Source organism: Chryseobacterium sp. PET-29, from assembly GCF_025736815.1.
Taxonomy (GTDB): domain Bacteria; phylum Bacteroidota; class Bacteroidia; order Flavobacteriales; family Weeksellaceae; genus Chryseobacterium; species Chryseobacterium nepalense.
Genome location: NZ_CP107053.1, coordinates 3,225,257 through 3,247,737, shown reverse-complemented (window position 1 = coordinate 3,247,737; position 22,481 = coordinate 3,225,257). Strand labels below are relative to the sequence as shown.

Here is a 22,481-nt window from a genome sequence, read left to right as displayed (position 1 = left end):
CATCCCGCAAATGATATAATATTTGTTATTTAAAAATGGAAAATATCTTTTGCTTTATTATAGGCACTTTCAAAATTCAGAAGGTTAAGCTTATGCTTTGCTTTTTCCACGCTCATAAAGTTGATTACCTGTTCAGTCGGCATATTTCCCACCAGATCATCTTTTGCCATCGGACAACCCCCGATTCCTTTAATAGCACTATCGAACCTTCTGCAACCCTGATCATATGCCGCCTTTAATTTAGAATAAGAATCTTCATAACGATTATGAAAATGTCCGCCGAAATTGATCTCAGGATATTTTGCAGGAATCTTTTCAAACAAAAGAGTGATAGTTTCCGGTGTTGCAACACCTGTAGTATCAGAAAGCAAGATATCTTTAATTCCTATTTCTGAAAAGCGCTGAGCCCAGAAATCCACATCTTCCCATTTCCACATTTCCCCATAAGGATTTCCGAAAGCCATTGAAAAATAAATGTTCAGCTGCCGGTTTTCACTTTTTACCAGTTCCAGCATTCTGATAATTTCGTTGAAAGCTTCTTCCTGGCTTTTATTGGTATTCCTGTGCTGAAAAGTTTCAGAAATAGAAAACGGGAATCCGATGATGTCTACGGATGGATGTTTAAGAGCTTTTTCTGCACCACGATAATTCCCGATAATGGCAGAAACTTTTGTATTGGATCTGGATTTATCAATATTCTCGGCAACCTCAGCAGAGTCGGCCATTTGAGGAATTGCTTTAGGAGAAACGAAGCTCAGGCAATCCAACACATCAAAACCAACATCCATCAAGGAGTTGATATAATCTATTTTTTTATCTGTGGGGATGAATTCTCCCCAACCCTGCATTGCATCGCGCGGACATTCAGTAAGGAACATTTTATACTTTTAGATTTTCTCAAATATAATAAAACTAAACTATTTAGTTTCTTTACAAACAAATCTACCATTATTTTGATTCTCAAATATTTATATATCATTTATAATTTCGATTGTTTATATCCGCTTACAATTAAGCCATTCTGAAACTCAAATTCGTTAACTTTGCCCACAAATTTATACTAATAATGAGCGCAATAGAATTCAACCCTTTATGGAAAGAAAAGTTACTGAACCGTTTTCTTACTTATGTAAAAATATATTCAACCAGCGATGCTGAAAGTGAGACTACCCCTTCTACGGAAAGACAATGGGATATCGCCAACTATATTGCTGAAGAGCTGAAAACAATTGGTCTTGAAGAAGTATCTATCGATGAAAATGGTTATATCATGGGTTATATTCCTTCAAATCTTGAAAATAATAACCAACCCACTATAGGATTTATTTCGCATTATGACACTTCTCCGGATTTCAGCGGAGAAAATGTAAAGCCTCAGGTTTGGGAAAATTACGACGGAAGTGATCTTGTTTTAAATCAGACAACAGGATTTACCTTATCCCCTTCAAAATTTGAAAGCCTGAAAAAATATGTTGGTCAGACCCTGATCACAACAGACGGAAATACATTATTGGGAGCAGATGATAAAGCCGGCTGTGCGGAAATTGTAACCGCTGCGGAATATCTGGTTGCGCATCCTGAAATCAAGCATGGAAGAATTGCGGTAGGATTTACGCCTGATGAAGAAATTGGAAGAGGAGCGCATAAATTTGATGTGGCGAAATTCGGGGCAGAATTCGCTTATACGATGGATGGCGGAGAAGTTGGCGAACTGGAATATGAAAATTTCAATGCAGCGGGAGCGGTGGTAAAGATCCACGGTTTGAGCGTTCACCCTGGATATGCTTATGGTAAAATGGTGAATGCCGCTTTACTGGCTGCCGAATTTGCCCAAATGCTTCCGGCAAACGAAACGCCTGCAACCACAAAAGGTTTTGACGGCTTTTATCATTTAATGGATCTGAATGCTGATATTTCTGAAGCTAAATTACAGTACATCATCCGTGATCACGATGCCGATAAATTTGAGGCAAGAAAGAAAGTCATGGAAGAAAAAGTTGCAGAATTTAATCAAAAACACGTCGAGGGCACTGCCGAAATTGAAATTAAAGAGCAATACAGAAATATGAAGCAGCAGTTTGATGGTAAAATGTACATCATCGACCGTGCAGCTGCAGCCATGAGAGAAGCCGGAATTGAGCCTAAAATCAAAGCCATCCGAGGTGGCACAGACGGTGCACAGCTATCTTATATGGGACTTCCTTGTCCGAATATTTTTGCGGGAGGAATCAATTTCCACGGACCGTATGAATATGTGGCTCTGGAAAGTATGCAGAAGGCAATGGAAGTAATCCTGAATATCGTGAAAGCGTAAAATATCAGAATACTTAACTAGAATCAACTTTGTCAAAGTTTCGAACTTTGACAAAGCTGATTTATAAAGGCTTTAAAGCTGATGTTTAACCTGTTTCAGCTAAAAACCAAATAATAGATCAGGCCCCACACAACAGCAAAAAATAAAGTAACCCTGAAGGTATCCTTTAAATTCTGAGGCTGTTTTTTAATAAAGTGTTTATATAGGGTTACTATTAAAAATGTAATAATAATTAAAGTCGGGAGAACCGTAAAAGTTAGCATGCTAGTTTGAATTTAAAAAAGCATCCCAACCCTGCGCCGTCAAAGCAACCAGTTGGTTTGATCCTCTTGCCACCATAAAATTTCCATCTTCTTTTTCAACGGCATGCCCGATGATCGTAAAATCCGGGTGATTTTTAATTTTATCAAAATCATTCGGTGAAATCGTGAATAATAATTCATAATCTTCCCCTCCGCTTAATGCAGTTACCACGGGATTTAGATTAAATTCATCTGCTGTAGAAATCGTTAGGCTGTCCATCGGAATTTTCTCTTCGTACAATCTGAATCCTACTCCGGACTGATCCGAAAGATGAAGTACTTCCGAAGCCAGTCCGTCCGAAATATCGATCATCGAAGTCGGTTTAATATCCAGCTGTTCCAAAATTCCTTTTACATCGGTTCTTGCTTCCGGTTTCAGCTGTCTTTCAAGAATATAATCGTAGCCTTCCATTTCAGGCTGCATATTAGGATCAGCCAGGAAAACCGCATGTTCTCTTTCAAGGATCTGAAGTCCCATATAAGCACCTCCCAAATCACCGGTTACCACCAGCAGATCATTTGGTTTGGCTCCGTTTCTTTTAACAATATTTTCATCATTTTCCATTCCGATTGCCGTAATGCTCATGACAAGACCCGCGTTGGAACTCGTTGTATCTCCGCCAATTAAATCGATTTTGTATCTTGAGCAGGCTGCCTGAATTCCGGAATAAATTTCCTCTAATGCTTCCACCGGAAACCGATTGGAAATGGCAAGCGAAACAAGAATCTGAGTTGGAATCGCATTCATTGCTGCAATATCACTCAGGTTTACGACAACTGCTTTATAGCCCAGATGTTTCAACGGGACGTATCCCAAATTAAAATGTACTCCTTCAGCCAGCACATCTGTCGTAAGAACTACTTTTTTATTTTCAGGATTAATGACTGCAGCATCATCTCCTACTCCAAGTTCAGAAGAACTGTTAGATAAAGAAAATTGCTCTGTCAAATGCTTTATCAGACCAAACTCTCCTAATTTGGAGATGGGGGTCAATTCCTGTGATTTATCTTCAAACATATTTTTAATATAAGTAATGAATAATTAGTAATGAGTAATTTTACACTTGAAACTCAAAACTTTAACCCGTAAATTCTGACGGATCAATATTATGCGGATGGAAAGGGAATTTTTTAAAGTCCTCTTTCGAAAGCACCACTGTTTCGGGAGTTTTATATTTGTTCATCGCTTCCACTACATCATCCGGCGGAGTGGTCATTTTTCTGAGCATCATATCGATCCAGACTCCTGTAGCCTCGGAAGTGGCACAATGCACACCGTCCGGCGTATAAAACTTATGAAGAAATCTGTAGATAGAAGAGTCTTCTGAACATCCATCAATTTCAACACTTACAATTACCGTCTGATCGGCATAAATTTCTTTAAAAAACGAATACCGCTCATGCAGGATCACCGGCCCGATTCCCCATCTGCTCAATTGGGTAACACCCATTTTCTCTTTTGTCATGAATGCCATTCTCGCCTGTGCGCAATATTGCACATAAGATGAATTGGCTAAATGTTTGTTAGCATCAAGATCGCTCCAGCGTACTTCAAATTTATGGTAAAATATCATTTAAACTTTATTTTAAATATGAATTTAATTTTATCACAAAAGCCTTTTTACAGATACATTAAATTTTTAAATTCCTGTATGCGTATATTTAGATATGGAAAGGAAAATCAAGATTTTCAAATTACTTTGCACTTTTCCATCATCAAAAGACAACTTAAACTTTTGTGACTTTTGTGGTTGATAATTTTCACTCTAAAAAATGAAAAATTATATTCTTCAAAATTACTCAAATAAGATGGTTTATAAAAATTGTAGTTTTGCAAAAATAATCCTGAGCATAGGATTACAAAGAATATGAAACACATCATCATTATCGGCGGTGGTGCTGCAGGATTTTTCTGCGCTGCCAACCTTGACGCAACGAAGTATAAGATCACTATTCTCGAACAGAATTCAGATGTTCTCCAAAAGGTAAAAATTTCAGGAGGAGGCCGGTGTAATGTTACCCATGCCTGTTTCGATCCCAGAGAGCTGATTCAGTTTTATCCGCGCGGAAATAAAGAACTCCTCAGCGTTTTTACCCGTTTTCAGCCGGGAGATACGATGGAATGGTTTGAAAACCGAAAAGTTCCATTAAAGATTGAAGGCGATAATCGTGTTTTCCCGGAAAGCAATTCTTCGCAGACGATCATTAATGCGATGCTGGAAGAAATTCGTAGCAAAAATGTTGAAGTTAAGACCAAATGCTCGGTTAAACAAATTGAAAAACAGGAAGGGAAATATCTTATACAAACGAGTCTGGGTGATTTTGAGGCTGATTATATTATTTATTCCACAGGAAGTTCTCCAAAGTCTTTAAAAATAATTGAAAGTTTAGGACACAACATTATTGATCTGGTTCCTTCCCTTTTTACGTTTAATATAAAGGATAATTTGCTTAAAGATCTGGCAGGAACAAGCTTTGAAATGGCAGAAACCTCTATCCCGAAATTAAAAACGGAAGAAAGCGGACCATTGCTGATCACCCATTGGGGGCTTTCAGGACCGGCAATTCTTAAAATTTCTGCATGGGAGGCCGTGAATCTTGCAAAAATGAAATACAATTTTGAAGTTGAAGTTAATTTTATTTCAAAATCACTTGATAGTGCAGAGGAAATATTTCAGCAATTCAAACAATCCAATCCTAAAAAGACGATCGGACAATCTAAAATTTTTGATATAACGAATCGTTTCTGGCAAAGAATTCTGGAAGTATCAAACATTGATCTTAATAAACAGGTGGCCAATATTTCAAAAAAAGAAATGGACAGAATTATTGAAAATCTCTGTAAAAAGAAATTTCAGGTTACCGGGAAATCAACATTTAAAGATGAATTTGTAACGGCCGGAGGTGTTGATTTAAAAGAGATTAACTTTAAAAATATGTCTTCTAAAATTTTACCTAATTTTTATATTGCCGGAGAGGTTCTGAATATTGATGCCGTAACCGGAGGTTTTAATTTTCAGGCATGCTGGAGTGAAGCCTGGCTGATTGCGCAGGATTTGAATAATTTATAATTAATATACTATGAAAAAAATAATTGCGTGCGTTGCCTTATTAACTTTTACGACAATATATGCACAAGAAATCTCTCATCCCAGAGAACCTATTGGAAAAGAAATCGTTATTAATGAATTCAATAAACCTGCTGAATATCAAGGAAGTGTTAATGGGTTTCGAAATGAGTTTATGAAATTGTTCAGAGGAGAGAAAATACATGCACAAGGAAAAGTACAATCTGAAGCCTTACTTACAATTTCTGAAGAGGGGAATGTTACAGATATTAAGATTGTAGGAGATAATCCTTCCATGAATAAAGAGATGGAACGCGTAATAAAAATTATGTCCAAAAATAAATGGACTCCTGCACTGTTTGACGGAAAACCTATAAAATCTAAGTTTAGATTACCTATAAATATGATTGTGGAAAATTAATATGTAATGCTTTCAGTCAAAAAAAACCTTTCCATCACACTTAAAATCCTTTTAATCATTGGATTCGGATATTTCTTTTGGCTGATGCTGAAAATCACGCTGGAATATATTCCGGTGAGAAAAGAGGTTAGTTTTTTGATGATTAAACAAACGGAAGTAACAGAACGTCCGGACTATTTATATTTATTTTATGCCCATGTGTACACCAGTATTTTTGTATTGCTTAGCGGGTTTTTAGCAATTCTCAGAAAAGATTTCGGAATAAAAAACTTGCATAAAAATATCGGAAAAACATACATTTTCCTAATTCTCGTCTTTGCAGCGCCGTCAGGAATTTATATGGGAATATTTGCCAATGGCGGAATCTATTCTAAAATTTCATTTGTTATTTTGGGCTGTTTATGGTGGTTATCAACTTTCAAAGCGTATCAATTAGCCCGGCAGAAAAATTTTAAAGAACATCAGCAATGGATGTGGCGGAGCTTTGCCCTTACACTTTCTGCAGTTACACTAAGAATGTGGAAAGTAATTATAGTATATTTATTGCATCCGAATCCGATGGATGTATATCAGATTATTGCATGGCTGGGCTGGATTCCGAACCTTTTATTCATTGAATATTTAATTGCTAAAAAATATATCTGAATTAATCGACACCAAAATAAACAACAACTGCATATGAAAAATTTAAAATTATTTTTGACAGTTTCCCTGATGATAGGTTTAACAGGCTGTAAAAAAGAAACAGAAAACTCTAATGGAAAGAAAAACAGCATAACCGTAAAGAAAGACTCTCTTGCTGTGCCTGAAATTCATAAAGAATATTATGGGATTTACATGGGAGATTTTGCAGGAAAAGAAATCATTACTCCTGAAATCGGGGAAGATTACGAAGGTGATGTTTATAAAAGAATAGCCCTGAAAATCAACAGAATCACAAAAGACAGTGTATACGGACAAAGTATTGTAGACGGAAACCAGCGCCCTTTCCGTGGAGTCTTTAATGAAGCTGCAGCATCTTTCATCCTTGATGAACCGGGAAATGACAAGACCGACGGAAGGTTTGAAGTGAAACTCAGCAATGACAGCCTTACCGGAACCTGGAACGCATTTAATAAAACCGCCGTAAAAGCGCCGTCGAAAAGGGTAAAGCTGATAAAAAAAGAATTTGTCTATAATCCAAACTTTATGCTAAGTCCGGACAACGACCTCATCGACTGGGAAAACCCAAAAAGTTTTGTCGAAAAATATACCGATGAGGAAACAGGAAAAACGGAAACCTACACTGCCTCCAAAAACAGAATTGCTTCTGATGCTGTTTTTAAGATCAATGCTTCTAAACAGAAATTGACTGAAAAAGACCTTAAAAACCTTCGTAAGCTGGATATGGAAATTATCAAAAATTCCGTATTTGCACGCCACGGTTATTCCTTCAAAAAAGCAACATACCGTAATTTCTTTGAACAGACCGACTGGTACATTCCGGTCTCTGATAACGTAGACAACGATCTTTCATCCCTGGAAAAAGAAAATGTAGCCTTACTCAACCGTTTCATCAAATATGCGGAGGATAAGTACGACAGTTTCGGAAGGTAACTCCTCTTATTTTTTAGGAACTAAAAGAAGCAACAGCAGGCATCCCGCAGCATAACATGCGATATCAATCCACGAAAAAGAATTTCCAACGATAACATACATGATGCTTCCGGGCGGTAATCCCATTTTTTCGGCAATATGGAAATATTGCGTCCATTCTACCAGACAGGAAAACAGGAAAATCCCCAGAATAAGGATGTGATTGTTTTTAATGATCAGGAAAGATTTAACAAGCGTAAAGAGCAGCATTACGACTATAACATCCCCAAGATAAGCCCTTACGAAGAATATATTACTGAATACTGTGGCAATCAATATTTCAATAACGAAAATGATTATGCTGATAAGGAAATAGGTAAGACTAAATGTTAATCTGATCATCCGGGTTTTTATTTGATGCAATGATATTGAATTTTTCATTATTTATAGGCTTATTTCGATTGCCGTTTTAAAATTCATTATTTATTTATCTAAAACTTGATGAAACCTATTTTCTTTAAGATTTGGAAAAAGTTTCGGCGCCCTGCGGGCGCCGAAACTTTTTCCAAATCAACTAAAAATTAACATTTCTTTATTCCGCCTAACAATTTCTTCGGTGTTATTTTTGCTGTCCTGAAACAATCAAATATATTTTATAAAATGAAGAAGATCATATTATTTTCAGCATTTTTTTTCAGCACTTTTCTATTTTCACAGTCGGAATACGGCTCCGTCTCACAACTTCCTGACTATGAAATTTTAAAAAAGAAAATGAAGCTTGAAGATGTTGTTACCAAAGCAGATACCGCACCTGAATTTCCCGGAGGGATAGAAAATTTCAAAAGGCAGTTTGCAGAAAAAATGGATATTATCAATGTAAAATCCAAAAATATTGACACAAGAGTGTATTTCATTGTTGAAAAAAACGGATATGTGCGATTTGTAACGGCAACAGGAAGTGATAAAAAACATTCGGATGCGGCAGAATTGGCCGTGAGAAGATTATTTATAAAATGGAAGCCCGCAACAGTGAATGGCGAACCGGTTCGGTATCTTTATACATTCCCCCTGACATTGAAGAAATCTTAAAACTAAATTTAAATATTTATATTTGGTGAAATTTAATCATGAAAAGACTTTTAATCTGTCTGTCTGTACTGTTTTACCATGTCTACTTTTCACAGGTGGCTTCCGGCGGTGAGCCTACAACATCTTTCTCTATTCCGGAAGAGATTGCAAAGAAATTTAATTATGAAAAGCGGAATAATGAAAACAACTCCGTAATTGCTCCCGAATTTCCCGGTGGAATCAATGAGTTCCGAAAAGAATTTGCCAATAATTTTGACACATCTGCTCTCGAAAAGATAAAAGGACAGGTTTCAACAATCGTTTACTTTTCCATAGAAACGGATGGAACAATTTCACAGATTTTAGCTCAGGGTGACAATTCTGATTTTAATGAAGAAGCAGAAAAGACCGTCAGAAGTCTTAAGAAATCCTGGGTTCCCGCGAAAAAAGATGATGTTCCCGTGCGGTATATTTTTCAGTTGCCAATAAAAATGCAGTTTGAATAATACGAAGAATTACATTAAATCAATAGTATTAAATCTTTATCAAAACTTTACCCGTGAAAATAATACAAATTTTCTTTTTATTTTTCTGTATTTTCATTTCTGCCCAGGAAGAACCCCTGCTAACCGCTGAACTTAATGAACTTTTGATGGTGGAGAGAAATGGCAGAGCAAAAATCGAAATAGAAAAACCTGCTGTCTTCCCATCAGGAACAACTGCATTGAATAATAGGATTATTAAAAATTTCAGAACGCGAAAAATAATCAGTAATGCAGAAATAGAAACCTGCCAAATTAGTTTTATTATCGATAAAGAAGGTTCGATGGTCGATGTAAAAGCTTCCGGCTCCAATGAAAGTTTTAACAGAGAAGCAGAGAGGGCCATTTTAAAAATTAAAGATAAATGGATTCCTGGTGAATTGAATGGTGAAAAAGCTCGCTATAAATTTCGTATTCCTTTAACAATCACTTTCGATAAAAATTAAATAAATTACCCTCCAATCATTTTTTTAATGGAATTCAGTTTCATTAAAGCTTCTATTGGTGTTAAAGTATTGATATCAATCTTTGTAAGTTCCTCACGGATATTTTCCAGAACAGGATCATCCAATTGAAAAAAAGAAAGCTGCATATTTTCTTCCGTTACCCTTTTGATGCTTTCCGAAGAGCTGCCCTGAGTGCGGCTGGCTTCAAGTGTTTTCAGGATTTCATTAGCTCTGTTGACTACTTTTGCAGGCATTCCCGCCAGTTTAGCCACATGAATCCCGAAGCTGTGCTCGCTTCCACCCGGAATCAGTTTTCTTAAAAAAATGATATTGCCTTTATTCTCCTGAATGGAAACGTGGAAATTTTTCACACGCTCAAAGTTCACCGTCATTTCATTCAGCTCATGATAATGCGTTGCAAATAACGTTTTTGCCTGCGTAGGATGCTGATGAAGATATTCGGCAATGGCCCAGGCGATGGAAACACCATCATAGGTGGAAGTTCCGCGCCCGATTTCATCTAAAAGGATCAGACTGCGTTCTGAAATATTATTCAAAATATTAGCCGCCTCATTCATCTCTACCATAAAGGTTGATTCCCCTGCAGAAATATTATCTGTAGCGCCGACTCTGGTGAAAATTTTATCCAGAATCCCTATTTCAGCATATTTTGCAGGAACAAAACTTCCGATCTGTGCCATCAGGCAAACAATTGCCGTCTGACGGAGAATAGCCGATTTACCGGCCATATTTGGCCCTGTAACCATGATAATCTGTTGGGAATCTTTATCCAGATAAATATCATTCGGAATATATTTTTCTCCTAAAGGAAGTGCATTTTCAATAATCGGGTGCCGTGCTTCTTTTAGATCAATCGCAAAAGTTTCATTTAAAACAGGCTTTGTATAACTTTCAGAAACAGCAAGTTCGGACAATCCAACCGCCACATCAAGTTGCGCAATAATATGTGAGTTTTCCTGAATCTGATCCATATAAATAATCGTGTCTCCGCACACTTTTCTGTAAAGTTCATTTTCCAGAACCCCTATTTTTTCTTCCGCACCCAGAATCTGGTTTTCGTATTCTTTGAGTTCTTCGGTAATATACCTTTCTGCATTCACCAGCGTCTGCTTTCTGAGCCAGTCTGCCGGAACTTTATCTTTATGCGTATTTCTTACCTCAATATAATATCCGAAAACATTATTAAAATCAATCTTAAGACTGGAAATTCCGGTTCTTTCAATTTCACGCTGACACATTTCATCAAGGAAACCGCGGCCTTTCGACTGCAATCCTCTTAGTCTGTCCAGCTCTTCAGAGATTCCGTCTTTAATCACATTTCCTTTCGCCAGGTTCACGGGCAGTTCGTCATTCAGGTGATTCTGAAGGCATTTGATTAGTTCTTCCTGGTCATACAGCGGATCAAGCCACGCCAACACATCGGCGTGAGGATGAAGCAAACCTTTAATCTTATGAATATTAATAAGGCTTTGGCGAAGATATCCCAGTTCTTTTGGTGAAATTTTTTCCGCTGCCAGTTTTCCCATTAGCCGGTCAAGATCCGATATGGATTTCAAAAGCTGGGAAATTTCATATTTCAAATGATCATTTTCATTTAAAAAGTCAATTAAGGAAAGCCTTCTGTTGATCTCATTAACGGACTTCAGGGGTAAAATAATCCTTCTTCTCAAGAGCCTTCCACCCATCGGTGTAGAAGTTCTGTCGATAATATCGAGTAAAGATTTTCCCTGCGCATTGCTTGGATAAACAATTTCGAGATTTCTAAGTGTGAAATTATCCATCATCAGAAAATCTTCCTGTGGAATAATCTGAATCTTGGTAATGTGAGATAATAAATTGTGGTGTGTATCTTCAACCAGATAAGCAAAAATAGCCCCTGCTGCGGTAATGGCCAGCTGCTGGTTTTCAATTCCGAATCCTTTTAACGAATTGGTTTTAAAGTGATTCGTAAGTTTTTCATAGGCAAAATTATATTGATAAGCCCAGTCTTCCAGCTTAAAAGCACTCCTGTTCTTAAGCTGCTCCGGAATCTGAACACTTCTCTGATAAATAATTTCACTCGGATCGAATGTATGAACAATATGAAGCAGCTTTTCCAGATTTCCTTCACTTACCAGAAATTCGCCGGTAGAAATATCCACCAGCGCAATTCCGAATTTTTCTTTTTCTTTATGAAGGGAAAGCAAAAAGTTATTCTTCTTTGAATTAAGTACCTGATCATTGAATGTCACCCCCGGTGTAACCAATTCCGTGACCCCTCTTTTTACAATTCCTTTCACCATTTTCGGGTCTTCCAGCTGATCACAGATGGCGACTCTCATCCCGGCTCTTACCAGTTTCGGAAGGTAAGAATCTACAGAATGATGCGGAAATCCAGCCAGTTCGATATGTCCTTCTCCATTGGCTCTTTTGGTAAGAACAATTCCTAAAATCTGAGATGTTTTAATGGCATCTTGGCCAAACGTTTCATAAAAGTCTCCTACTCTGAATAGTAAAAGTGCATCAGGATATTTTGCCTTGATGGTATTATACTGTGTCATTAACGGAGTTTCTTTCTTCGCTGCCTTTGCCATTAAAATTCTGTCTTAAAATTGGTCGGTAAAAATAGGAAATAAAATATTAGCAGTAAAGTGCTTTATGATTTCGCACAGATCGCACAGATCACATAAATAATTTAATTTTTTTGCGTTAAAGAATATAAAATTCTGTGAAAATCCGCGGGAAAAATTAAACGTTATGCTTGGCCAAAGCCCTGGAGCTCTTCTCATAAGCCCATTTCTGCTTGTAATTCACCCATTTTGCTTTAAAAAGTTTTCTCATAAGCTTGTCTGTATACCTCATGATAAATACATGATACAGCATATTGGCAAAGACAGCTGGCTTGTTGGGCAATGCACGAAGCGACATGGAAAATCCGGGTTCGAGATACCTGTTGAAATGCCAGAAACCTCCGGGAATAAAAAGCGCATCGCCGTGTTCCATAAAAATCTCATAACCCCGTGCATGTTTCAATGCCGGAAACTTTTCATAATCAGGATTTTCGTAATCTAAATCATATACCGTGTGCACCGACATCGGAACTTTGTATAAAAAAGCCGATTGTTTTTGATCAAACAGAAGAATTCTTTTTTTTCCTTCAAAGTGAATATGCAGAAAATCACCCAGGTCCACATCATAATGCATCAGTACATGCGCTTCACTGCCTCCGAAAAACAGCGTTGGAAGCCTTTTGAAAAACTTTATCCCCAAATCAGGATAGGTGAAATTTTTAAGCAGTTCCGGAAGACGGTCGGTAATGATATAAAAGAAAATACGCAGATCAGAAGGCTTCGTTCTGATCGTATCAATATAATCCTCCATTTTCATATGGGTAACCGGTGCGTCGGAGCTTTTGGATGCATCGGCGGGTTTGTTATCATAAAGCGGAACATCCTGCCCGCCGGCTTTTTCGCGGATAAAATCAAAATTCCATTTATCAAAAGCTTCCCATCGGCTTGCAAAATTCTTGATGAGCAATGGTTTATGCTTTTTAAAATAGTTGTTCTGAAAATCTTCTTTGCTAATATCAGTGACAATATCTACGTTTCCGAGGATCATTTGGTGTGGTGTTTTTAATTTCGAAATAAAAGTAAGGTTTTTTTGAATTTTGTAAAAATTTTAACCGATATCAGACCTTATTTTCCTCAGTTTTATTTTAGTAACCAAATTAAAATGGAAATTATTCCTCCGAGAAACAAAATGGCGCACCCCTGAGGCGAGCTGTTTTTTCTTCTTTTTCTTCCAAAGGTGCTTACATAGTGTCCGCTTACCCATTTTCCGTCTCTTCTGAAATGCCCTTTTCGATAATATCCCATAGTAATTTGTTTTTACAAAGAAAAAATGAATCACAAGATAAAATTTATGGTTTTCCGTAAAACAAAAGTAAAAGTGAAATTTTATATTTGTACGGACTAACCAATTTTATGAGAGTTTACAATACCAAACATTTCCTGAAAATCCTTTTCAGCCTACATAAAAGCGATACCCTGAAAATTCTTTTCCCGACCATGATTCTGGTAGGATTGTATTCCTGGGGAATTGAATATCTTGAAGTAGAATACCTTCACCTTTCTTCCAAATCGCCCATCAGCAATGTGAGCATGATCCATTCCCTTTTGGGTTTTGTGCTTTCTTTATTGCTGGTTTTCAGAACCAACACGGCATACGACCGATGGTGGGAAGGAAGAAAACTCTGGGGAAAACTGGTAAATGATTCAAGAAATTTCGCGATTAAGATCAACACGATTCTTGCCGACGACAGGAAAAATGCCGAACAGATTGCACGGTATCTGAAATTTTTCCCGCACTTTTTGGCTAAGCATCTTTCAAAAGAATCTACAAGACTTGCGCTGGACGAAGATTATTCCGAAATTGAAGAATATATCAAACATCACGGTCCCAGTGAAATTGTGATCCTGCTGACGCACAAGCTTCATCAGCTTAAAAAAGAAGGCAAAATAACTGATGTGGAAATGCTCTATCTTGATACGCAACTTTCAGGCTTCCTGGATGTGTGTGGTGGCTGTGAACGTATTAAAAACACCCCGATTCCCTATTCTTACTCCTCTTTCGTTAAAAAATTTATCATTTTATATGTATTAGCTTTGCCCGTGGCGTATGTGATCTCTATCGGTCTTTTCATGATTCCGCTTACGGTTTTTGTCTATTATGTTTTAATGAGCCTTGAGATGATTGCCGAAGAAATTGAAGACCCGTTCAATAATGACGAAAATGATATTCCGATGGAAACGATCGCGCAGAATATTGAAAGAAGTGTTCATCAGATTATGTATTCTGGAAATAACAAATCTGGAAGCATTTAAAAATCGTACATATTTATAACCATTAACAAAAAATACATTGGCACAGAAATTAAAACTGGAAGAGCTGAACAGAATTGATGTGGAAACCTTTAAGACGACAGAAAAGATTCCGTTAATTGTTGTTCTGGACAATATCAGAAGTATGCATAATGTGGGGGCCACTTTCAGGACAGCAGACGCTTTTCTGATTCAAAAGATCATCCTTTGCGGAATTACTCCTCAGCCGCCGCACCGTGAAATTCACAAAGCAGCATTGGGAGCAACAGAAAGTGTTGACTGGAAATATGAAAATGATATAATCACCGTTATTAATGAGTTAAAATCAGAAGGATTTGAAGTAATCGGGATTGAACAGACAACAGACAGTAAAATGATTACGGATTTTACCATTGATTCGTTTAAAAAATACGCAGTGATCCTGGGAAATGAGGTGGAAGGAATCAGCGATGAAGCATTGGCTCATATTGATTTATTTATTGAAATTCCTCAGCTGGGAACCAAGCATTCACTCAATGTGAGTGTTTGCGGCGGAATTGTAATGTGGGAGTTTGCAAAAGCCCTGAAATGAAAAAACTGCATATGCCTAAAAGACAGTGCAGTTTGAAATAAATCTAATAAAAAGTAAAAATGAAAGGCGACAAAGATACCCAATTTTTTGTCACAAACAAATTTTAAAATCATTTTTTTATTTTTTAGAGAAAAAAAGTTTGACATTCGGAAAAAGTTTCGTTTAATTTTTTATAAATTAGCACAATGTTTATCAAGGAATATATCTCAAAAGACTTTCCATGCTTTAGCCTGACTGACTCCATAGAATCAGCAAGAGATACGCTGGAAGCGTTTGGATATTCTCATATTTTCATCAAAAAATCCCATCATTTTTACGGTGCTCTTGCAGAAGACTTTCTTTATGAAGAAGAAGGTACCCTAAAAGATCTTGAACATCAGATCGAGCGATTCGCCATTCTTGAAGATAACAATATTATGGACAGCATCAGGTTATTTTATACCTTCAATGCCAACATCATTCCTGTTATCAACAAAAATGAGAAATACCTGGGTTATATAAGCTGTGAAGATATCTTTCAGGACTTATCGAAATATCCGCTGTTTTCAGAATCGGGAGCCATTCTCACCATTGAGACTTCTTCCAGAAAATATTCAATGACGGAGATTGCCAATATTGTAGAAAGCAACAATTCCAAATTTTACGGAGCTTTTATCAGCAATATGTCTGAAGATGTAATCCAGGTGACCATCAAAATAAGCAATGAAAATCTGAGCTCCATTGATGAAACATTCGACCGGTATGATTACCGGATTGTGCAAAAGTATTATTCTGATGAAAAATCAGATCTGCTTCAGGACAGATTCGGGTTTTTCCAAAAATTTATAGAAATATAAAAAACCAATGAAGGCAGCCATATATTCCCAGAAAAAAGATTTAGATACCTTTTTATATTTAAGCAAATTTATTTCCGAGCTTGAAAACAGAGGCGTAAAATCTGTTTTGTATGATGAAATGGCTGAAGCTCTTCAGTTCTCAAAAATTTTTGAAACCTTTAACTGCAAACAGGATCTTCTGGATAAAGAAGTGGATCTTTTCTTCACTTTTGGCGGGGACGGAACTATCGTTAATTCCCTAACCTTTATTGAAGATCTGGAAATTCCGATTGTGGGAGTAAATACCGGAAGACTGGGATTTCTCGCGAGCTTTACCAAGGAAGAAGCGTTCAATGCACTGGATTCCATTTTAAAAGGAGATGTAAAAACCAGCCGACGCTCTGTTATTGAAGTGACATCTCCGGAAATAGAAGACTTTTTTCCATATGCGCTGAACGATGTTACTGTTTCCCGAAAAGAGACTACCTCCATGATTACGGTAGACTCTTATATCAACAATGAATTTCTTAATGTATTTTGGGGTGACGGCGTTATTGTCTCCACTCCTACCGGTTCTACCGCATATTCTTTAAGCAGCGGCGGACCCATCATTTCTCCGAATAACGAAAACTTTGTCATCACACCCATCGCTCCGCATAATCTCAATGTGAGACCATTGGTGGTGAATGATAAGGTAGAAATTAAATTCAAAGTGGAAAGCCGCGTACCACAGTATTCGCTTTCATTAGACTCTCGTCTGATACATATCGAAACGGATAAAGAAATCATCATTAAAAAAGCCGATTTCCAGATTCTTCTCGTACAGCCGAATAATCTCAGCTTCTACGAAACGATCCGCCAGAAGCTGCTTTGGGGAAGAGATAAAAGAAATTAAGAATTAAGCAAAAATGATTACCTTTACAGGAATTTTACAAACCCTAATAATTTATATTAAAAAGTAAAACATGAGCAGAATTTTCCCGGCAGGAGTTGCCACAGGTCAATTAGTTACTGATATTTTTCAGCATGCTAAAGAAAACAAATTTGCATTACCGGCAGTAAACGTAATTGGTTCAAGCAACGTAAATGCGGTTATGGAAACTGCAGCGAAACTAAACTCCCCTGTAATTATTCAGTTCTCTAACGGAGGTGCTGCTTACAATGCAGGAAAAGGATTAAGCAATGACGGACAGAAAGCGGCAGTTTTAGGAGCGATCGCCGGAGCAAAACATATTCATACTCTAGCAGAAGCTTACGGAGCGACTGTAATACTTCATACTGACCATTGTGCAAAAAAATTATTGCCTTGGATCGACGGTTTAATGGATGCTAACGAAGAATTCTTCAAGCAGACAGGAAAATCACTTTATTCTTCTCACATGCTGGATCTTTCCGAGGAATCTTTAGAAGAGAATCTTGAAACTTCTGCTAAATATTTTGAAAGAATGGCGAAAATGCAAATGACGCTTGAGGTGGAAATCGGGGTAACAGGAGGTGAAGAAGATGGTGTTGACAATTCTGACGTTGACAATTCAAAATTATATACGCAGCCTGAAGATGTAGCTTATACTTATGAAAAATTAAAAGCTATTTCAGAAAACTTTACGATTGCGGCGGCTTTCGGGAATGTACACGGGGTTTACAAGCCAGGAAACGTAGTTCTTACTCCTAAAATTCTGGATAACTCCCAGAAATATGTTCAGGAAAAATTCGGAACTGCTGAAAAACCAATCAATTTCGTATTCCACGGAGGTTCAGGATCTACTTTGGAAGAAATCAGAGAAGCAATTGACTATGGAGTAATTAAAATGAATATTGATACGGATCTGCAGTTTGCTTACACAGAAGGCATCAGAGATTACATGGTTAACAATATTGATTATCTGAAAGCTCAGATCGGAAATCCTGAAGGAGAAGAAAAACCGAACAAGAAATTCTATGACCCAAGAGTTTGGGTAAGAAAAGGAGAAGAAACATTCGCTAAGAGACTTGTTCAGGCATTTGAAGATTTAAATAACGTAAATACGCTTAAATAAAATTATTAATGATAAGTGATGATTAATAGTTGATCTCAATTAACCGTTTTCATCATTTATCATTTATCTTTCATCAATATATAAACAATATGGCATTCGAGTGGTTTAAGAGAAAAGCACAAAATATTACGACCTCTACTGATCAGAAAAAAGACGTTCCTAAAGGTCTTTGGCATCAGACACCGTCAGGAAAAATCGTAGAACATGACGAGTTGAGAAGAAACAATTACGTTTCTCCTGAAGATGGATTTCATGTAAGAATAGGAAGTGCAGAATTCTTTGACATTCTTTTTGACGAAGGTAAATTCACGGAACTGGACGCCAATGTAGAAAGCATTGATATTCTGAATTTTAAAGATACAAAACCATATGCAGACCGACTGAAAGAAGTTAAAGCTAAAACGAAGCTTACCGACTCCATCAGAAACGCTGTAGGAACCGTAAAAGGAACTGAAATGGTGGTTTCATGTATGGATTTTGCTTTCATTGGTGGTTCTTTAGGATCAGTTATGGGAGAAAAAATCAGAAGAGCCGTAGACTATTGTATCCAGAAAAAACTTCCGTATATGATTATCTGCCAATCCGGCGGAGCCAGGATGCAGGAGGCAACGTACTCTCTGATGCAGCTGGCGAAAGTTCAGGCTAAGCTGGCTCAGCTTTCTGAAGCAGGACTTTTATACATCGCTTATCTTTGTGACCCTACTTTTGGAGGAATTACGGCTTCATTCGCAATGACTGCAGATATCATCATGGCAGAACCAGGCGCACTGATCGGTTTTGCAGGGCCAAGAGTTATCCGTGAAACTATCGGAAGAGACTTGCCGGAAGGCTTCCAGACTTCGGAATTCCTTCAGGAAAAAGGATTCGTTGATTTCATCGTGAAAAGGACCGAAATTAAGGATACCGTTTCTAAAACCGTAAATCTGTTAACTGTAAAAGCTTAATTTTTAACGAAATACAACAATCTCTCTCTGATTCGGAGAGAGATTTTTTATTGATGAGAACGTTCAGTATATTTTTCAATACAATCAGGAGCATGAGCCTTAAAAAGATCATGCGTCTTTTGTCGCTTGTTCTTCCTCATCCTCTTTTCTCCTTATTAAGTTTTCATGCGACACTTCAGGCCTATTCCATTGCGCAGAAAAAATTCCCGAAAACAGCTTCTACCAATGGAATTGGAAACGCTTTCAGACATGCTTTATGGTGCTGCTTTATTATGATGTACTGCTGTAAAATTTCATCTCCTGAAAAAGCACTAGCCTTCTGCAAAAGAATGACAGACCTTCATGAAGAACTGTTTCCCAATAAACCTCTGGAAACGAAAATGGACCTTCACAATAATAAATTCGGGATGGATTATTTCATGGAACTTCTTCCCGGAATCCACCGCCAGTTTTTTGAAAAAAGCTTTTTTATAGACGGCCTCGAAAAGAAAATGAAAGAAGCCAAAGTCCTGAAGAACCTGAATGATGATTTTGATGGGTTCTTGGTGTATCTGGATGAAAAATAAGTAAATGTGAATGGTAAATTAGCCATGCAAGTGAATTTTAAATAAGATTAAAAATTGACAAGCGAAGCGGATTGACCGGAAGGAATTGACTATTGACACACATCCCTTTGTCATCTGAAGTTTTTTTGATAAGTTTAACCCATATTAATTCAATCGGATGGTTCTCAGCAGAATTTGGTCGGCTTTTATTATTATTGCCATTGCCATTGCCAGTGTAAAATACATTTCATCAAGCCATTATAAAACCATATTTAATGATATGGTGGTAGGTAAAAGCGGCGACACGGTACAGATTGCAACACAGAAAATGAACACGCTTTCTCCGTTGGTAAAAGACAGTCTGACCCAAAAACCGGATTTTGCAGATAGCCGGATCCATTATAAGACAGATTCTTTACAACAGGATGTGAAAGTATATCGTATTCAGGAAGCAGACGGTGTGATCGGAACCTCCGAAACCGCCGTGAAAATTTGTCTCGGACTCATCGGTATTATGACCTTATTTATGGGTTTTATGAGTATTGCTGAAAAAGCCGGCGGCATCAATCTTCTGAGCCGTTTGATACAGCCCTTCTTTTCAAAGCTTTTCCCCGAAATACCCAAAAACCATCCTGCTTTCGGACATATGCTCATGAACTTTAGCGCCAATCTTCTCGGACTTGATAATGCAGCAACACCTTTCGGTTTAAAAGCCATGGAAAGTTTACAAAGCTTAAACCCCAATAAGGATACCGCGAGCAATTCACAGATCATGTTTTTGTGCCTCCACGCAGGTGGGATGACCTTAATTCCGGTGTCAATTATTGCAATCCGCGCTTCAATGGGCTCAAAAACCCCGACGGATATTTTCCTTCCCTGTATGATTGCGACTTTTGCAGCAACGCTGGCCGCAATGATCATAGTATCTTTGTATCAGAAGATCAATCTCTTAAGACCGGTTGTGATTGCTTACGTTGGAGGAATTTCAGCGATTATAGCATTATTGGTTTTGTATCTGGTACAGCTTAGTAAGGATCAACTGGATGACTTCAGTAAAGTATTGAGCAATGGCTTAATTCTTTTTATCTTTCTTGGAATTGTTCTTGGCGCAGTCTATAAAAAAATTAATGTTTTTGATGCTTTTATCGAAGGCGCAAAAGAAGGTTTTAACACCTGTGTGAAAATTATCCCATATTTGGTGGGTATGCTGATCGCCATCTCTTTGTTGAGAACTTCAGGCGTTTTTGATGTCATTATTGATGGAATGAAGTGGGTAGCTTACCATGCGAATCTTGATGCGAGATTTGTCGACGGGCTTCCGACAGCATTGATCAAGCCGCTTTCAGGTTCCGGAGCGAGAGGAATGATGGTGGACACGATGGCAACTTTCGGAGCCGACAGTTTCCAGGGTAAATTGGCCGCAGTGCTTCAGGGAAGCTCAGATACGACGTTTTATGTGATTGCCGTATATTTCGGGGCCGTTGCTGTGAAAAACACGAGATACACGGTCATTGCAATGCTTTTGGCCGATCTGGTGGGAATTATTACTTCTATTGCACTGGCATATTTATTTTTTGCTTAAAAAACTCAAGGTTCAATGTTTAAGTTTTAAACATTGAAGCATCATATGATAACCTTTAATGCTAAACTTTAAACCACAATTATGATTACAGATAAAGAATTTACATTAAGATTAATACGTCAGCTGAGCCAGGCATTGGAAAAACTCATTCTGGATAAACCGGAAGAAAGTTTAATGCAGAAAGATCTGGATTTCGATTCGTTAATGAGGGATATTTTTAAGATGAACTTTTCTGAAGTATCTTCAAAAACGAAAGAAGAACTGATCGAAATGATCAACGAAAGACAAGAAAGAGATCACAAGGATTATTATGAAATGCTGGGTAATCTCTTTTATTTTAAAGGAAAAACAGAAAGCAATAATGATTTTCTGGATAAAGCCAGAACGTTCTACGAGCGCTATCTTCAGACCAGCGGTATTTTTGCACTTCCGGTTATCAACAGAATTTCAGAAATAAAAAAAGCACTTGACTAAAGTGCTTTTGTATGTTAAAAAGTGATTTTATAGGTTCCGGTGGAAGAAACACTGGCTCTCTCAGCTTTTACATATTTCTTTACCCAAGAAATAGCATTTGAGGTGATGCATGGATCGGATGTTCCACCTGATCTTCTTGCAGACACTACATTTCCTGCTTTATCAACCGTATAAGATATGGTGATTGTTCCGCTTGCAGTACAGCTGTTGGCAGGTTGCGCTCCCCCTCTTCCCATTGTTCCCGGTATGAAGCCCACCAGCTTTCTGTCGATTCCCACTCTACTGTCTCCGTTTCCGTCTCCGCCCAAAGGATCTCCTGCATTTCCGATGCCGGCTCCATCTCCCTGGCTTCCGGCTTTAGTTCCTCTTCCTCTGATGAGATTTCCGATGGCTGCAGTTCCTTTTCCGTCACCGTTTCCTGTTTTTGAATTGGAAGTTACCGCTCCTGATTTTTTAGTGTTTTTAGCAGCACTTGTGCTTGCAGCAGATTTTTTAGTTTCCGCTTTGGATTCTTCTTTTTTAGGTACCGTTATTTTTGAATTATTTCCAGTAATGATTTTTTCTTTTGCTTCAGATTTTTGGGTTTCAGGCTGAGGCTCAGGTTTTAAAACGGTTTTGGTTTCCGGAACAGCGGCTTCTGCAGGATCAGTAACATTTTCTGTTGCTGCAGCCAGGCTTCCCGGCTGATCGGCAGGTTCTTCTGCACCGCTCACATTTCGGTTGTCTCCGAAATTCACCAGCATGGTGGTTACAATTTCAGGCTGCTCATCCAGCTCTGGTTTCAGCTTATATAAAAAAACAAACAGCAGGATCGCAGACCAGATCAGGATAGAAAGCAACGCACTTTTTACCCGGTCTCTATTTTGTTCATTTTTATCTATAATATGGCTTCTCATTT

Annotated in this window: 25 protein-coding genes; 17 read left to right on the top strand and 8 right to left on the bottom strand. The window is 37.7% G+C overall.

All coding sequences use genetic code 11. The annotated features are described in order from the left end of the window. Positions 1-29 precede the first annotated feature (29 nt). Positions 30-878 (bottom strand): hydroxymethylglutaryl-CoA lyase, encoded by an 849-nt coding sequence (locus ODE14_RS14735; RefSeq protein WP_263601969.1) that lies wholly within the window; start codon positions 876-878, stop codon positions 30-32. 188 nt (positions 879-1,066) lie between these two features. Here ODE14_RS14735 and pepT point away from each other — a divergent pair, with 188 nt between their 5' ends. Continuing rightward, the gene (pepT, locus tag ODE14_RS14730) at positions 1,067-2,314 is read left to right on the top strand and encodes a peptidase T (RefSeq protein ID WP_263601968.1); all 1,248 of its coding nucleotides are present in this window, start codon (positions 1,067-1,069) and stop codon (positions 2,312-2,314) included. Positions 2,315-2,578: 264 nt separating this feature from the next. Here pepT and thiL read toward each other — a convergent pair whose 3' ends face one another. Both thiL and ODE14_RS14720 read right to left on the bottom strand, forming a co-directional pair. Next, a complete protein-coding gene (gene thiL / locus ODE14_RS14725; RefSeq protein WP_263601967.1) occupies positions 2,579-3,634 on the bottom strand; it encodes a thiamine-phosphate kinase in 1,056 nt (351 codons plus the stop codon). 61 nt (positions 3,635-3,695) lie between these two features. Beyond that, a complete protein-coding gene (locus tag ODE14_RS14720) occupies positions 3,696-4,190 on the bottom strand; it encodes an acyl-CoA thioesterase (RefSeq protein ID WP_263601966.1) in 495 nt (164 codons plus the stop codon). Between the two features lie 294 nt (positions 4,191-4,484). Between ODE14_RS14720 and ODE14_RS14715 the strand changes: the two genes are divergently transcribed. Genes ODE14_RS14715 through ODE14_RS14700 form a run of 4 tightly spaced genes read left to right on the top strand, consistent with a single transcriptional unit; the run spans position 4,485 to position 7,701 of the window. Next, entirely contained in the window at positions 4,485-5,687 is a 1,203-nt protein-coding gene (locus ODE14_RS14715) for an NAD(P)/FAD-dependent oxidoreductase (RefSeq protein WP_263601965.1), read from the top strand. A gap of 10 nt (positions 5,688-5,697) precedes the next feature. Next, positions 5,698-6,105, top strand: a complete 408-nt coding sequence (locus ODE14_RS14710) for an energy transducer TonB (protein ID WP_248389137.1) — start codon at positions 5,698-5,700, stop codon at positions 6,103-6,105. A gap of 6 nt (positions 6,106-6,111) precedes the next feature. Continuing rightward, the gene (locus ODE14_RS14705) at positions 6,112-6,750 is read left to right on the top strand and encodes a DUF2306 domain-containing protein (RefSeq protein ID WP_263601964.1); all 639 of its coding nucleotides are present in this window, start codon (positions 6,112-6,114) and stop codon (positions 6,748-6,750) included. Positions 6,751-6,783: 33 nt separating this feature from the next. Continuing rightward, entirely contained in the window at positions 6,784-7,701 is a 918-nt protein-coding gene (locus ODE14_RS14700) for a YARHG domain-containing protein (RefSeq protein WP_263601963.1), read from the top strand. A 6-nt stretch (positions 7,702-7,707) separates the two neighbouring features. On the opposite strand, the gene ODE14_RS14695 is transcribed toward ODE14_RS14700, so the two are convergent. Continuing rightward, positions 7,708-8,082 carry a DUF2809 domain-containing protein gene (locus tag ODE14_RS14695; RefSeq protein WP_263601962.1) on the bottom strand — a complete coding sequence of 125 codons (375 nt, stop codon included), beginning with the start codon at positions 8,080-8,082 and terminating at the stop codon, positions 7,708-7,710. A gap of 258 nt (positions 8,083-8,340) precedes the next feature. Between ODE14_RS14695 and ODE14_RS14690 the strand changes: the two genes are divergently transcribed. Genes ODE14_RS14690 through ODE14_RS14680 form a run of 3 tightly spaced genes read left to right on the top strand, consistent with a single transcriptional unit; the run spans position 8,341 to position 9,736 of the window. Next, positions 8,341-8,769, top strand: a complete 429-nt coding sequence (locus ODE14_RS14690; RefSeq protein WP_248389144.1) for an energy transducer TonB — start codon at positions 8,341-8,343, stop codon at positions 8,767-8,769. Between the two features lie 38 nt (positions 8,770-8,807). Then, positions 8,808-9,254, top strand: coding sequence for an energy transducer TonB (locus ODE14_RS14685; RefSeq protein WP_263601961.1), 447 nt, complete (start codon positions 8,808-8,810; stop codon positions 9,252-9,254). 53 nt (positions 9,255-9,307) lie between these two features. Further along, the gene (locus ODE14_RS14680) at positions 9,308-9,736 is read left to right on the top strand and encodes an energy transducer TonB (protein ID WP_263601960.1); all 429 of its coding nucleotides are present in this window, start codon (positions 9,308-9,310) and stop codon (positions 9,734-9,736) included. A gap of 5 nt (positions 9,737-9,741) precedes the next feature. On the opposite strand, the gene mutS is transcribed toward ODE14_RS14680, so the two are convergent. The 3 genes from mutS to ODE14_RS14665 all read right to left on the bottom strand — a co-directional run bounded on the left by mutS (position 9,742) and on the right by ODE14_RS14665 (position 13,611). Then, the gene (gene mutS, locus ODE14_RS14675) at positions 9,742-12,330 is read right to left on the bottom strand and encodes a DNA mismatch repair protein MutS (protein WP_263601959.1); all 2,589 of its coding nucleotides are present in this window, start codon (positions 12,328-12,330) and stop codon (positions 9,742-9,744) included. 154 nt (positions 12,331-12,484) lie between these two features. After that, a complete protein-coding gene (locus tag ODE14_RS14670) occupies positions 12,485-13,354 on the bottom strand; it encodes a cupin-like domain-containing protein (RefSeq protein ID WP_263601958.1) in 870 nt (289 codons plus the stop codon). 92 nt (positions 13,355-13,446) lie between these two features. Then, positions 13,447-13,611, bottom strand: coding sequence for a hypothetical protein (locus ODE14_RS14665; protein ID WP_263601957.1), 165 nt, complete (start codon positions 13,609-13,611; stop codon positions 13,447-13,449). An 87-nt stretch (positions 13,612-13,698) separates the two neighbouring features. Here ODE14_RS14665 and ODE14_RS14660 point away from each other — a divergent pair, with 87 nt between their 5' ends. From ODE14_RS14660 to ODE14_RS14620, 9 genes are all read left to right on the top strand, one after another. Next, a complete protein-coding gene (locus ODE14_RS14660) occupies positions 13,699-14,619 on the top strand; it encodes a bestrophin family protein (protein ID WP_263601956.1) in 921 nt (306 codons plus the stop codon). Between the two features lie 37 nt (positions 14,620-14,656). After that, positions 14,657-15,187 carry an RNA methyltransferase gene (locus ODE14_RS14655; protein ID WP_263601955.1) on the top strand — a complete coding sequence of 177 codons (531 nt, stop codon included), beginning with the start codon at positions 14,657-14,659 and terminating at the stop codon, positions 15,185-15,187. A gap of 185 nt (positions 15,188-15,372) precedes the next feature. After that, complete coding sequence (locus ODE14_RS14650; protein ID WP_248389152.1) at positions 15,373-16,023, top strand: CBS domain-containing protein; 651 nt, start codon at positions 15,373-15,375, stop codon at positions 16,021-16,023. Between the two features lie 7 nt (positions 16,024-16,030). After that, a complete protein-coding gene (locus tag ODE14_RS14645) occupies positions 16,031-16,897 on the top strand; it encodes an NAD kinase (RefSeq protein WP_248389154.1) in 867 nt (288 codons plus the stop codon). Between the two features lie 70 nt (positions 16,898-16,967). Then, on the top strand, positions 16,968-18,038 hold the full coding sequence (gene fbaA / locus ODE14_RS14640; RefSeq protein WP_263601954.1) for a class II fructose-bisphosphate aldolase: 1,071 nt from the start codon (positions 16,968-16,970) through the stop codon (positions 18,036-18,038). A gap of 89 nt (positions 18,039-18,127) precedes the next feature. Next, positions 18,128-18,982 (top strand): acetyl-CoA carboxylase, carboxyltransferase subunit beta, encoded by an 855-nt coding sequence (gene accD, locus ODE14_RS14635; protein WP_072885032.1) that lies wholly within the window; start codon positions 18,128-18,130, stop codon positions 18,980-18,982. 53 nt (positions 18,983-19,035) lie between these two features. Further along, entirely contained in the window at positions 19,036-19,548 is a 513-nt protein-coding gene (locus ODE14_RS14630; RefSeq protein ID WP_263601953.1) for a DUF6973 domain-containing protein, read from the top strand. 157 nt (positions 19,549-19,705) lie between these two features. Beyond that, positions 19,706-21,109 (top strand): nucleoside recognition domain-containing protein, encoded by a 1,404-nt coding sequence (locus ODE14_RS14625; RefSeq protein ID WP_263601952.1) that lies wholly within the window; start codon positions 19,706-19,708, stop codon positions 21,107-21,109. Positions 21,110-21,190: 81 nt separating this feature from the next. Continuing rightward, complete coding sequence (locus ODE14_RS14620; protein ID WP_263601951.1) at positions 21,191-21,583, top strand: hypothetical protein; 393 nt, start codon at positions 21,191-21,193, stop codon at positions 21,581-21,583. 14 nt (positions 21,584-21,597) lie between these two features. On the opposite strand, the gene ODE14_RS14615 is transcribed toward ODE14_RS14620, so the two are convergent. Continuing rightward, the gene (locus tag ODE14_RS14615) at positions 21,598-22,479 is read right to left on the bottom strand and encodes a ferric siderophore ABC transporter substrate-binding protein (protein WP_263601950.1); all 882 of its coding nucleotides are present in this window, start codon (positions 22,477-22,479) and stop codon (positions 21,598-21,600) included. Between the last annotated feature and the right edge of the window lie 2 nt (positions 22,480-22,481).

Coding starts and splice junctions, on each gene's coding strand:
- ODE14_RS14665 (WP_263601957.1), bottom strand. CDS start 13,611: ATGGGATATTATCGAAAAGGGCATTTCAGAAGAGACGGAAAATGGGTA.
- ODE14_RS14700 (WP_263601963.1), top strand. CDS start 6,784: ATGAAAAATTTAAAATTATTTTTGACAGTTTCCCTGATGATAGGTTTA.
- ODE14_RS14645 (WP_248389154.1), top strand. CDS start 16,031: ATGAAGGCAGCCATATATTCCCAGAAAAAAGATTTAGATACCTTTTTA.
- ODE14_RS14625 (WP_263601952.1), top strand. CDS start 19,706: ATGGTTCTCAGCAGAATTTGGTCGGCTTTTATTATTATTGCCATTGCC.
- ODE14_RS14615 (WP_263601950.1), bottom strand. CDS start 22,479: ATGAGAAGCCATATTATAGATAAAAATGAACAAAATAGAGACCGGGTA.
- pepT (WP_263601968.1), top strand. CDS start 1,067: ATGAGCGCAATAGAATTCAACCCTTTATGGAAAGAAAAGTTACTGAAC.
- ODE14_RS14650 (WP_248389152.1), top strand. CDS start 15,373: ATGTTTATCAAGGAATATATCTCAAAAGACTTTCCATGCTTTAGCCTG.
- ODE14_RS14735 (WP_263601969.1), bottom strand. CDS start 878: ATGTTCCTTACTGAATGTCCGCGCGATGCAATGCAGGGTTGGGGAGAA.
- ODE14_RS14720 (WP_263601966.1), bottom strand. CDS start 4,190: ATGATATTTTACCATAAATTTGAAGTACGCTGGAGCGATCTTGATGCT.
- mutS (WP_263601959.1), bottom strand. CDS start 12,330: ATGGCAAAGGCAGCGAAGAAAGAAACTCCGTTAATGACACAGTATAAT.
- thiL (WP_263601967.1), bottom strand. CDS start 3,634: ATGTTTGAAGATAAATCACAGGAATTGACCCCCATCTCCAAATTAGGA.
- ODE14_RS14710 (WP_248389137.1), top strand. CDS start 5,698: ATGAAAAAAATAATTGCGTGCGTTGCCTTATTAACTTTTACGACAATA.
- ODE14_RS14630 (WP_263601953.1), top strand. CDS start 19,036: ATGAGAACGTTCAGTATATTTTTCAATACAATCAGGAGCATGAGCCTT.
- ODE14_RS14685 (WP_263601961.1), top strand. CDS start 8,808: ATGAAAAGACTTTTAATCTGTCTGTCTGTACTGTTTTACCATGTCTAC.
- ODE14_RS14690 (WP_248389144.1), top strand. CDS start 8,341: ATGAAGAAGATCATATTATTTTCAGCATTTTTTTTCAGCACTTTTCTA.
- fbaA (WP_263601954.1), top strand. CDS start 16,968: ATGAGCAGAATTTTCCCGGCAGGAGTTGCCACAGGTCAATTAGTTACT.
- accD (WP_072885032.1), top strand. CDS start 18,128: ATGGCATTCGAGTGGTTTAAGAGAAAAGCACAAAATATTACGACCTCT.
- ODE14_RS14670 (WP_263601958.1), bottom strand. CDS start 13,354: ATGATCCTCGGAAACGTAGATATTGTCACTGATATTAGCAAAGAAGAT.
- ODE14_RS14695 (WP_263601962.1), bottom strand. CDS start 8,082: ATGATCAGATTAACATTTAGTCTTACCTATTTCCTTATCAGCATAATC.
- ODE14_RS14620 (WP_263601951.1), top strand. CDS start 21,191: ATGATTACAGATAAAGAATTTACATTAAGATTAATACGTCAGCTGAGC.
- ODE14_RS14705 (WP_263601964.1), top strand. CDS start 6,112: ATGCTTTCAGTCAAAAAAAACCTTTCCATCACACTTAAAATCCTTTTA.
- ODE14_RS14715 (WP_263601965.1), top strand. CDS start 4,485: ATGAAACACATCATCATTATCGGCGGTGGTGCTGCAGGATTTTTCTGC.